Annotated in this window: 10 protein-coding genes and 1 tRNA gene; 8 read left to right on the top strand and 3 right to left on the bottom strand. The window is 39.3% G+C overall.

Annotated features, from left to right (window positions below; translation table 11 throughout):
* Positions 1–7 precede the first annotated feature (7 nt).
* The 6 genes from IEE84_RS06640 to IEE84_RS06615 all read left to right on the top strand — a co-directional run bounded on the left by IEE84_RS06640 (position 8) and on the right by IEE84_RS06615 (position 5,231).
* Positions 8–532: a hypothetical protein gene (locus IEE84_RS06640; protein WP_191113577.1), complete on the top strand. Its 525-nt coding sequence runs from the start codon at positions 8–10 to the stop codon at positions 530–532.
* 65 nt (positions 533–597) lie between these two features.
* Entirely contained in the window at positions 598–1,404 is an 807-nt protein-coding gene (locus IEE84_RS06635) for a hypothetical protein (protein WP_191113576.1), read from the top strand.
* Positions 1,405–1,477: 73 nt separating this feature from the next.
* Positions 1,478–1,553: transfer RNA gene (locus IEE84_RS06630), tRNA-Arg, on the top strand.
* Between the two features lie 507 nt (positions 1,554–2,060).
* The gene (locus tag IEE84_RS06625; protein ID WP_191113575.1) at positions 2,061–2,882 is read left to right on the top strand and encodes an alpha/beta fold hydrolase; all 822 of its coding nucleotides are present in this window, start codon (positions 2,061–2,063) and stop codon (positions 2,880–2,882) included.
* Positions 2,883–3,839: 957 nt separating this feature from the next.
* The gene (locus IEE84_RS13260) at positions 3,840–3,926 is read left to right on the top strand and encodes a putative quinol monooxygenase (protein ID WP_416383486.1); all 87 of its coding nucleotides are present in this window, start codon (positions 3,840–3,842) and stop codon (positions 3,924–3,926) included.
* A gap of 219 nt (positions 3,927–4,145) precedes the next feature.
* Positions 4,146–5,231, top strand: a complete 1,086-nt coding sequence (locus IEE84_RS06615) for an L-dopachrome tautomerase-related protein (RefSeq protein ID WP_191113574.1) — start codon at positions 4,146–4,148, stop codon at positions 5,229–5,231.
* 239 nt (positions 5,232–5,470) lie between these two features.
* Here IEE84_RS06615 and IEE84_RS06610 read toward each other — a convergent pair whose 3' ends face one another.
* Positions 5,471–7,153 carry an NAD-dependent malic enzyme gene (locus IEE84_RS06610; RefSeq protein ID WP_101205849.1) on the bottom strand — a complete coding sequence of 561 codons (1,683 nt, stop codon included), beginning with the start codon at positions 7,151–7,153 and terminating at the stop codon, positions 5,471–5,473.
* A gap of 310 nt (positions 7,154–7,463) precedes the next feature.
* A complete protein-coding gene (gene dld / locus IEE84_RS06605; RefSeq protein ID WP_224737663.1) occupies positions 7,464–9,272 on the bottom strand; it encodes a D-lactate dehydrogenase in 1,809 nt (602 codons plus the stop codon).
* 271 nt (positions 9,273–9,543) lie between these two features.
* Here dld and IEE84_RS06600 point away from each other — a divergent pair, with 271 nt between their 5' ends.
* The gene (locus IEE84_RS06600) at positions 9,544–10,449 is read left to right on the top strand and encodes a LysR family transcriptional regulator (protein ID WP_057760117.1); all 906 of its coding nucleotides are present in this window, start codon (positions 9,544–9,546) and stop codon (positions 10,447–10,449) included.
* A gap of 542 nt (positions 10,450–10,991) precedes the next feature.
* Positions 10,992–11,888, top strand: a complete 897-nt coding sequence (locus IEE84_RS06595) for a 3-hydroxyacyl-CoA dehydrogenase (RefSeq protein ID WP_101205846.1) — start codon at positions 10,992–10,994, stop codon at positions 11,886–11,888.
* A gap of 164 nt (positions 11,889–12,052) precedes the next feature.
* Here the strand turns inward: IEE84_RS06595 and IEE84_RS06590 are convergent, their stop codons facing one another.
* Complete coding sequence (locus tag IEE84_RS06590) at positions 12,053–12,298, bottom strand: hypothetical protein (protein ID WP_191115315.1); 246 nt, start codon at positions 12,296–12,298, stop codon at positions 12,053–12,055.
* Between the last annotated feature and the right edge of the window lie 23 nt (positions 12,299–12,321).

Below are 12,321 nucleotides of genomic sequence, written 5' to 3'. Positions count from 1 at the left end.
TAATATTATGCCATTGCGTCCCATTGATGCCATTTTTGTCCATCCAAAACAACGCTTATACGTCGTGTATTATCGCGGTGAGTTGTGGCAACTGCCACGTATGAAAATCGATGACAGATCATGGCAAAACAGACGACCCTATACGGATGATAGTAGCTCACTTTATTTGAGCATTCATCAAGCTATCAGCGACCCTGCACTTGCGCAGAAATTGAGAACGCTAGATCTCCCTGTAGCAGTACGTGGTAGCACGTTGCCACGTTTTGAAGCATGGTGGGAGGCACATGGGTTTAGATGGTTAAAAGACAGATTGTTAACCGGTGAATCGCCGTTAGCAGCGCATCAAACTACTACGCTTGCCAAAGTATTAAATGACCGATCTGATTCTCTAATAAATCGCCAAACCAATGACCATACTGATGAAAGTAGTGAAGTTAATGAAGAACAAGTATCTACCCCTTCTGCAGACACGGATATCTTTGCAGACATGTTGGCTGAATTAACCGATGAAGTACTAGAACAAAAGCTTTAAAACTAGATACCACCCTGTATATAAACTTTGCTATGAATCAACTAATAATAAAAGAGCAGTAATATATGAAAGACTACAAACTACTGCTGGCTGGGCTAATTTTGCTACTGCTCACAATCTTTATCGCGGTCTTCATTTGGTTGTGGACCAGTAATCGAAAAAACACAGACCCATTGCCAATCATGGCAAGTGAAAGTGAAGCAGACCCTAGTACGAAAGGTGATGAATCAAGAGAGATTGCTGACAGTGTTTTATACATTCGAGCAGAGGAGAAGTTACAGATACCTTTGGACGATATCATTGTGAGCTTTGAATCTCGTTATCCGCACGTGCAAGTGCTAGCGAGCTATGTCCCCTCTAATGACCTTCTCACAGTACCAAGTAGTGGTTCTATCAAAGACAAACTCTCTGACTTTGTCTTTGATACAGATATGATTATTACCAATGACGATAGCCTATCTACAGAACGGGTATCACTCCTACAGTCAGAATTGCAACAGGCACAAGATAGAAATGGTCAAAATCAGAAGAGTACTGAGGGTTCTGGTATAAATGGCGCTTCTGATAAAAATAGCGATAATAGTACGCATGATAAAGATAAAAAGATACGCACTCTAAACCCCTTTAACTATGCGCTAAAAGATGAACAAGCGCTTGAAGGTGTCATCCTGACAGACGATACAACTGCTATTAACTTCCGTAATTTCTTACTATCGAGCACAGGTCAAGATATACTAAAAAAATATGATTATGAGAACATTAGTGGTTATAAGAACAGTGTAAATGACTTATTTAAACCAACCTCACAGGCAAAAAATGCATCAGGTGATCATGCTGTAGATGTCACTGACGCGCTTAGCAATGGTGAGTAAGGATAAATTGTCTTTATTTATCTTTTGTTGATTGCTTTTATGACTGCTTTTTTCTACAATGTCACTCCATAATGCGCCTATAGCTCAACAGGATAGAGCAGTTGCCTCCTAAGCGATCGATCCGAGTTCGAGTCTTGGTGGGCGCACCATCAAACAATATTAGAAGTAATAAAAAACCCCATGGCCTATACGCTGTGGGGTTTTTTATTACTTCTAATACACGGTAGTTAACGATTAATAACGGTTGAGCTACAAACCTATAACGGCTGAAGCCATAATGATTTTGTTATTAATGTATGATTAATATCACTTCCATCAGGTTGGTTTATCTAGCTTCAGCACGACCTTCAATGCAACAGTCTTTGGTACAGTCGCGTTATTTCAATAAAGCCATCTCATTAGGCTTTTAACTAAGCGAGCAGAAGAAATAGTGTGATGAGAATAAGCTTCTCATCAATAAAGATCCATAAACAGTTAGTATTATTTTTGATAGACGTGTTGACGTTGATCACTGAGACCGTATACCTCCTGAAGAATTCCTTCACATTACTATTATAACGTTGGGTCAGTTACTGCCTTATCTTAACTGAAAAATCTGTCTCCCCTTTCCGTAGAACGATTTCACGATTATTAAAATTCATCTTTAGGAGTATGCTATGAGCACTCAAATAACAGAAAATTATACCTACATTGACGGGCATAAGATTGCATTTCTGGAACAAGGTTCAGGTAGTCCAATAATCCTGCTGCACGGGATTCCAACCAATAGCCTCATGTGGCGAAATATTATTCCACAACTTGCAAAAACACATCGGGTCATCGCCCCTGACCTTCTCAACTATGGGAAATCTGCAAAACCAAAAAGCGCAGATGTGTCCATTAATGCGCAAAGCAACATGATTGTAAAACTCATGGATATCCTAGGTGCGCGGCAAGCAGATATTGTTGGACATGATATTGGTGGAGGCGTTGCTCAGTTGATAGCTGTCAATTATCCAGAGAAAGTTCGAAAGCTTATTTTGATAGATAGCATTTGCTTCGATTCATGGCCTATCCCAGATTTTGAGCCGCTACAGGAACCTGGTGCTGAGTCAGAGATGAGTCTAGAGGACTTTTTAAGCATGATGCGAGGCTTCTTGCCAAAAGGGGTATACGATAACAGTGTCATGACTGATGAGCTTATCGAGATGTATCTTGAACCTTGGTCAACTGAAGACGGCAAGCACGCCTTCTTTCGCAATCTCAGACGGTTGAATAAAGAATATACTCAGGCCATTACTGACGAACTTAGCAACCTTCCACATCAGACGTTCATTATGTGGGGTGATAAAGACCCTTTCCAAAAACCGGAATATGCACCAAAGCTGGCAGAAGCGATTCCAAATGCAGAGCTTGTCTGGATTAAAGATGTCGCTCATTGGTTGATTGATGAGAAACCTGATGAAATTGGTGAGCATATCAATCAGTTTCTAAGCTAAAACACGAGTGGTACAGAGACACATAACACAACGCTGCATCAAACAGAAATGCTATATTACTGTTCGATGCAGCATTTTTATTGTACCGTTCGCCATTATAGAGAACTAACTATAGACGTGTATACGAAATGAACTTTCAACAATTCCACGAAATATAGCTTGGTATAAAAAACCATTGAGCCCACAGCTTACTCTGAGTAAGCACACCAGTTAAGATATGAGTATTAATTATTTAAACCCTTGTAAGCCTGGAGCAACAAGGGTTTTTTTACGTATATTGATTTACACATAACTAAAACAAGCTAAGCGACCATACAGACCTTATAGTTTTATATCACTACATAGATAAAAAAATCACCCTAACTGTTCAAGTTAAGGTGATTTTTTTGGGTTTGAGAAACTGCTTTTTCAAGAAATAAGCACGATATAAGTCATCCTTCTAATACTACATTCATGACAATTCAAGCAGAAAAGTATTAACTTTAACCGTAATTTTTTAGGTAATAGCTCTCTCAATATCATAGTGTTTGCAATATTGATAATACCCATATATATCAGCTTCGCTTTAATCAAGGCAACAACGCCTGAATGCTATTAGCTATAAGTATAAAGTGCTCAGATATGTAGTTTAGTTTTCCTAGGCCTTGTTATCAATACCGCGGTTTGGTCAATAAGAATTTTGGCAGCATTAATTATGATAAACAACTACTTTCAAGATAACATTGAAAGTGTTTCTTGAGTTAAGCCTCTACCTCTACTATAACTAGCTATATATAATCGTTTTAAAGCAGTCGATTAACTAACGATATCTTTTGACTTGATAAAGTTTAACATTAGTGGTTAAAAATAATTCTATTATGGCTAGATTAACCATCGTTGCTAATATCATGGCCAAACCAAATCGAAACGGTCAAAACAGAATTGATAAAACTTATTGGTGTTACTCGCACTAAAAAAGTGTGTATCAATTACGACTTACATCAAGATAATAAAAATCCTGCTCATTTTATATTCTACGAAAATTGGGCGTCACGTGAACTTTGACAGGCTCATATGAGTAATAAACATTTTGACGATTACTCAAAAGCCACTAAAGGTGCAATAGAAAAATTCACTTTGAATAAAATGATCGTTATTGGGTAACTGACATCAAATAAAAGATATTAATAACTATTAGTGAATAAATAGTATTAGGTGCTAAACGTCATACACTCAATATTATGCTTGAGTACCTATATACATCAATAAATACAGGAGATTCAAATGAAATATGTAAAGTCACTACTGGCTATAAGTGCTGCATTGATATTAGGCACAGCTCATGCCAACAATATTGAGGTCGTTGCACAAATAGATGATACTCGCCCTGGTAATATCACGGTAACTCAACAAGGACGAACATTTTTGTCCATGCAACCCCTAGATAACCCTGAATACCGTGTGGTTGAATTGATGAGTGATGGCTTAACTAAACCTTTTCCAAACGTAGACTGGGCTGACGGTCCAGATAAAGGAGATGTTGGATTTGCTTCAGTTATTGGTATTGAAAGCACTCCAGATGGAGTGGTTTGGATTCTAGATATGGGTAGCAAAAATTCGCCTGCTCAAATCGTAGCTTGGGATACCTTAAATAACAGACTCTTTAAACGCATTGAGATCGATAGTGATGCTACTGTAGACAACTCGTTCTTACAAGACTTTGTGATCGATACTAAGCGCAATAAAATATACATAGCTGATACTAGTCTCGGTAATTTGTCAGGAGCACCTGCACCTGCCTTTGTAGTTGTTGACTTAGACACAGGTAACTCTCGCCGTGTTCTTCAAGCAAATAAAGCACTTTTAGCACCTGAGCATGACCTTATTATTGATGGGTCATTAATGGCAACTAAGCGTGAAAATGGTAGTTCTGATGCAATTTACCTAAGTTTAAACCCAATCACTATGGATGCCCAAAATGAATGGGTATATTTCGGTACAGTGAATGGTAGTGTAATTTACCGCTTGCCTGCCTCATCACTTGCTAATGATAATTTAACAGACAGCCAACTGAGTAAAACCATAGAGTTTTATGGTGAAAAACGTCCTAGTGATGGGATGATTATGGCGAATAATGGAGATATCTACGTTGGAGATATTGAAAAAAATGCCGTCAGCATCGTGACTAAAGATGGCTTCAAGACCTTTGCTCAAGATGACAGTCTACTATCATGGGCTGATGGGTTTTCAATTCAAAATGGCTACTTATACATCACTCAAAACTCACTACATCTTAACCCTGCGTTAAATCAAGGTGAAGAGGGCTCTGTGAAGCCATACCATATCTTACGTATAAAGTTGAATCAATAATTGGGATTACTTCTAACTTCAACGGTTAATTAACACCTTTTTCTTTAAGCAGATGCATGCTTGAATACTTAAGCTTAGCTATACTGAAGGAATGGTAGAAGTAAACTTGATAAACTAATGAACTTTGATAGAAATAAAAAAGGTTGCCAACACTATATGTAATATAGCGCTAGCAACCTTCTTTTATTCAGTACTTTATTTAGATAATGTACCTAATATTAGGAATTTTTATATCTAATCTAGAAAGAAGTACGGCGATAGTTACGATATTCAGGTAACCAAAAATTCGCTTTTAATCGGCGTTGTAAATTCTCCGATGTGATAGGTAGTGCTAGCTTATCTTGAGCCGCTTGTAAAGCCACTGCATACGCTATTTTTTCACTGATCTCTCTGATAACTTTGATCGGCGGTAAGATGGCACCAGGTGCCTTTTCGTATTCCATTGATATATCTGCAAGGGCTTGGCTTGCTGCCGTTAGCATATTATCGCTGATACCTGTCGCACGTGCTGCTAAGACACCCAGACCAATACCAGGGAAAATATAGCTGTTATTACACTGAGAAACCTCAAAAGACTGACCGTTATAAGTGGTATGAGGAAACGGACTACCCGTCGCAACAATTGCCTTACCTTTACTCCAATTCATGACTTCTTGCGGCGTAGCTTCCACACGAGACGTTGGATTTGAAAGTGGTAGTACAATTGGGTGCTCAGTATTAGCACATAGCGATTCGATCACTTCTTGGGTGAACAGACCTTTTTGTCCGCTAACACCAAATAATACGGTGATTTTTGCTTGTTTAACCACTTGCGCTAAACCAAGCTTCTTACTTTTATCCCAGCTGGCAATAGCTGATTCCTTTTGTACTAATGGTTCTTGGAATTTTTGCAGTTCTGTCATGCCATCTGTTAGCAAGCCATAACGGTCAACCATGAATACTTGACTACGAGCTTGCTCTTCAGTCAATCCTTCACGCTGCATTTGGCGAATAATATGCTCAGCAATACCGCAACCCGCAGATCCTGCGCCTAAAAATGCGATATTCTGTTGACTAAGTTTTTGACCTTTATTTAGACACGCTGCAATCAAAGTGCCGACTGAAACCGCAGCAGTCCCTTGAATATCATCATTAAAGCAGCATAGCTGATCACGATATTTATTCAATAACGGGGTCGCGTTTTCCTGAGCAAAATCTTCAAATTGCAATAACACTTCTGGCCAACGACGCTTAACGGCTTGAATAAATAAGTCCACAAATTCATTATATTCATCGCCAGAGATGCGCGGATTTCTCCAGCCCATATACATAGGATCATCAAGCAACTGTTGGTTATTGGTGCCGACATCCAGTAAAATAGGTAGACAATAAGCTGGGCTAATACCACCACAAGCCGTATATAAAGACAACTTACCGATTGGAATGCCCATACCGCCAATACCCTGATCTCCTAGGCCCAATATACGTTCACCGTCAGTAACAACGATCACTTTAACGTTTTGTTTGGTGGCATTTTGTAGCATGTCGTCGATTTTGTGACGCTCAGGATATGAGATAAACAAACCCCGTTTACGACGATAGATTTGCGAGAATTTTTCACACGCCTGACCAACGGTTGGGGTATAAATGAGCGGCATCACTTCTTCGATATGCTGCTCAATTAAATGATGAAATAAGGTTTCATTGGTATCTTGGATGTTACGCAAGTAAATATGCTTATCCATCGCATCAGTGAATGAGCTTAGTTGATGATAAGCACGTAATGATTGCTCCTCAATCGTTTCAATATTATGAGGTAATAGCCCCGTTAAATTAAAGCTACTACGTTCTTCTGATGAAAAAGCACTACCTTTATTCAATAAAGGTGTCTCTAAAAGAGCGGGTCCAGCAACAGGAATATATAAAGGACGCTTGTTTGACATAATGTAATCTTCTTATTAAAGGCATATGAGTGAAAGCCATACTGAGTGAAAGCTATGCTAGTGCTGCATTATACATAGCATCGACTGGTATTTAACAATAGATAACAAAATCATTTTGAATAAATGTGCTTCTGAACTCGAGGCTGCTGATACATTTACCGAGAAATAATAAAAAAGCACTACCAATCGGCAGTGCTTCTGAGGATGTATTGAACAATTTATAATAGACAAACACTGAACTATCCAGCAACTTAGCTACTTAGCTTAGCAACTGATAAATAATCAGCCCACTGCCAGTTTTAAAGTTCAGTTATAAACAACACGAGCAATTGCGTTTGGTTTTCGACATTTTACCAATACCTGGATTAAAGGTATTGGTTGGGTCTAGACTTTGATAAAAGTTTTGCAAATCAGGTTCTGCTTCGTATAGATGCCCGACATTATGCTCAGCAGGATATTTGGCTCCGCGTGCGCTCAGTAGCTCTAACATCATTTTTTTAACAAGATGTGCATCACTACCCTTCTTCAGAATATAGTCTTGATGAAATACATAACAAAAGAAGTGTCCATAATAGAGTTTCTTTTCCAAATGTTGTTCAATGTCTTTAGGTAACGTTTCGAGCCATTCTAATTCGTTACGTGGTATAGCAATATCCAATGCCAATATATCGCCGACGTCTTTTTCATGTATGACTTCATACCTTAGTGCGGCACCTGCAGCGGCAAAGCGATGTAAAAAAGCGCTTTCCGATTCTTCTTGACTACATTCAAAATAGCTACCCGTATTTGAAGCGTCGAAAAATACCTTCAGAAAATCCTGTGCTTCTGCTATGCCATCATCACTCATTTTTAAGATGAGATGATGCTCATATTGGTCGCGATACTCTAGCATTCGCTTCGGTAAATGCTTTGGAAATATATTGGCGACGAACTGCATGACTTTGTCAGTGAAATGCTTTGGCATCCATGACCATTTATGGAATTTTGCATCCATAGCACCTTTGATAGAAAACAATCTAGGTAAGGCATTGGTACCGAGATGCTTAATACTCAGGAACGTGTCCTTACCATACTTAGCAGATACATCAAATATATCACGATGCATATACTCACCCACTTCAGGGATATTATCGAAGCTCGATAACATTTGCCTTCTGAGCTGTGCAAGCTCACTCACACTGTTGGTACCTATATAAAAGGTTTTCTCTTTTACAGCCGTTGGATAGGTATCAAGACGCACTGCAAACACGGCAAGCTTGCCAGCGCAGCCACTGGCTTCATAAAGTTTTCGCTTATCCGCATTAAAACGACTTGGTGTGCTTGCATCAACATCTTTTACTCTAGCAATGTACTCTTTGTCAGATGCCATCTTACCAGTATCAGGTAATGCTCTTTTATCAAAATTACCTGTTTGTAAGTTAGTGAGTATTTCTTCTGGAGTATCTCCCAACTCTACATCTAGGTGATTAACCAATACTAGTTGACCGTGCTTGTCTATTTGGGCAAACAAAGCAAGCTCGGTATAAGCAGGCCCTCTTTTAACCAGTGCCCCACCTGAATTGTTAGAGACACCGCCAATAATTGATGCACCCAACGTCGATGAACCGATGACCGAGTGAGGCGCTCTATTTACAGCTTTAAGCTCACTTTGCAACTGATGTAACGTAGCGCCAGGTAAGCTAATCACTTGCTCGTTGTCATTCACCAAATACAACTGATTCATTGCAAGGGTATTAATCACAACCACCGGTCTATCGTAGTCATTACCGCTCGGGGTTGAACCTTCAGTCAGTCCTGTTTTTGCTGCTTGCATGATAATAATGCAGTCGCCTTCCACACATATTTCTAGACTACGCCAAATCTCCAGCAACGTTTGTGGAAACAAAACAGCCAAAGCATTGCCGCCACCAGAGCGCCACCCCATTCTATAGTGTTCGTTTTTTTCTGGATCGGCCTGTACATTGCTGGCTCCCAGTAAATTGGTTAGCTTATCTAACACTTGCTCAGGACGGAGTGTATCTTGATCTTGATGCACTATGTTTGATGAAAAAAGGTTTGATGAAGCTCTATTTAATAACGGCATATGACGCTCTTTATTTGGTGATTGTGTGTCACTCATGATGCTAAAGGCCCTTGAAAACCAAGGAGGTAAATGGCAGCCATGACGATAATCCCGCAGAACAACACATAATAGATGGTAGGTAAAATAGTGATTAGAACCTTTCAAGCCGCCATACACAGTCATTGCTCATCAGTGTATCGATTAAATGCTTAAAATTCCCTAAAATATTCTACGCCTTGTCAATACATTGATATATTGCATCAAAGGACAATGTTATTTTCTTTTTTTGCTATAATCCAAAACGTATTACACCAATTGGGGAACAAGTATGGGCAAAGCTGACGATATGGTTTTATTCGTCCAAGTGGTTGATGAAGGCTCATTTTCTCGGGTCGCTGAAAAGCTGTCATTAACGAATTCAGTGGTAAGCAAACGCATTGCAAGATTAGAAGAAAGCTTAAATGCACAGCTGCTTTATAGGACAACCAGAAAGTTAAGCTTAACTGATGCAGGAAGGACGCTTTATAACAAAGCTAAAATCGCTAAATTTGCCTTTCAGGAAGCTGAAAATGCCGTAACAGGCTATGGTGAGGACATGAAAGGCAACATACGTATAACCATGCCAGCGGTCTCTGCAAATCTAATATTGAGCGAATCCATTGCCGAATTCTGTAAACAACACCCAGAAATATCAGTAGATTTACAGATTACCAATCGATTGGTTGATTTGATAGAAGAAGGGTTTGATCTAGCGATAAGGACAGCAGAGCTTGAAGACTCATCACTCATTGCAAGACGCCTTATAGATAGCCAATGGGTCATATGTGCAACACCAGACTATTTAGAGCGACACGGTACACCTCAAACCCCTGAACAATTACGGAGTCATGAGTGTTTGGTCTATAAGTTTGATCATACGGCGAATGGTATATGGCCGCTATATATAGATGGTACAGAGCAATTGCTTCCTGTACAGGGGCGGTTTCATAGCAATCATCTTAATGCGATTAAACAAGCGACTCTCAGCGACCTAGGTATCGCCTTTTTACCACAAGCACTTGTTTATGAAGAGATGCAGCAAAATACGCTCACCCAGATTTTGCAGCGCTTTACACGAAAGAAAATGGGGATGTATGCGGTTTACCCCAAGGCACGGCAACCGGACCAAAAGTTAAAACTGCTTGTAGCGCATCTGCGGGAATCATTACATCAAAAACAGGCTTATTACTGCTAATAACCTTTAGACAGACCAATAGGCTTGTCCACTCTAGCTGCTTCTCCACTAATGTAATCCTTACGCGCATGGCACAGTTGAGAAATGGTGCATGATACAGGTGTAAACCTTCGAATGTGGCAACAGATTCATACGTAAGAATAATAATAGTGATAATAGCCTGCCTTGCATGTTTAATGCGTTAAATACGACTTTCATCCTACATCACTGTTTATGCCCTCCTTTACAACCTCGTCGACAAGATTTTGACATCAACAGTCATTAAAAATGTCGTTATGATATTAAATTAGTCTTCAATTATCATAAAATCATTAAGTGTAAAGTTAGTAATATTACTAGCAAGCTGTTGAATTAGTTAATAATATAATAAGTCAAGTGGTGTGGACTTATCTGACACCTGCATAGCGAGATTTTTGGATTCTCTTAAATGTTTTTATAAAAATGAAGGTTGAATAATAAGGTAAAACCATCTAATAATAGATCTATAAGTTCTAGACATTTATCTAGCAACTTATATCCACTACTATTAGGAAATAAATACAATGACGTATAAAAATGTAACTGTCGCGGGAAGCGGCATCCTAGGCTATCAGATTGCTTTTCAGGCCGCATTTCATGGTTTTAATGTCAGTGTCTATGACATCAATGATGAGGTTTTAGAAAAAGCAAAGTCAAAATTTCAATTGATGTGCAAGGCTTTTCGAAAGGATTTGAGGGCAACTCAAGAGCAGTTGGATAAGGCCTTTGACAATCTAAGCTATACCTCAGACTTAGCAGAAGCGGTCAAAGATGCTGACCTGATGATTGAAGCCATTCCCGAGATTCCTGAAATTAAAATCGAATTTTATGAAAAACTTGCCAAATTAGCGCCAGAGAAAACCATCTTTGCGACCAATACCTCAACCTTACTTCCTAGTCAGTTTGCAGAATCAACAGGACGACCTGCGCAGTTTTTAGCGCTACACTTTGCCAATAAAATTTGGATGCATAATGTCGCCGAAATCATGGGACATCCTGGCACAGATCCTAACGTATTTGATGAGGTTGTTGCTTTTGCTACTGCCATCGGTATGGTGGCAATGCCGCTGGATAAAGAGCAACCCGGCTATATCATGAACAGTTTGTTGGCGCCTTTTATAGATGCAGCTTTGCAATTGGTTGCAAAAGAGGTTGCCGATCCACATACGATAGATAAAACGTGGATGATAGTAACTGGCGCGCCGTCAGGCCCCTTTGCCATATTGGACACTATCGGTATCAACACTGCCTACAACATCACAAAACTATCTGCTGAAAAAACTCAAAATCCTGTGAGATTCAAGGCTGCTCAATATTTAAAAGAGCAATTAATCGATCAAAACAAACTAGGATTCGCGACTGGTGAAGGATTTTATACGTATCCAAACCCAGCCTTTATGCGCCCTGAATTTTTAAAATAATAAATAGCTTTCAAAATGGCTCTAAAACACAAAAGGCCATTCAAGCTTTATGTTGCATCGCTTGAATGGCCTTGTCAGTCGCGCATTTTATTTAACTAAATATCTTAATATTAGGATTTACTTTCGGCGATGACTATCCAAACTTATCTAAGTTATATTGTTCACTAAAGAGAAAAGTCATATCGCGTCAATGCAACGATCTCAATTGGCACTGCATACTTCCAAGGCATACCGCCCGTACAATAGAACTGGCCATCTTCAAAAGCCACAATGCGAGATGTGAAGTCATTACCTACCTGATCTTCTAGAGCATTCTCATCACTCTCATCACTTACAGCACACCATATATTTTTATGACCGTCCTCAAGCATTGAACGAGTTAGTTCGCTTCCAACAATTACCGTATCCATGTTGTTACTCCTATTCAATGACA

Origin of the sequence: Psychrobacter sp. 28M-43, from assembly GCF_014770435.1 — a bacterium.
GTDB lineage: Bacteria > Pseudomonadota > Gammaproteobacteria > Pseudomonadales > Moraxellaceae > Psychrobacter.
This window is presented reverse-complemented; position numbering and strand designations above follow the sequence as displayed.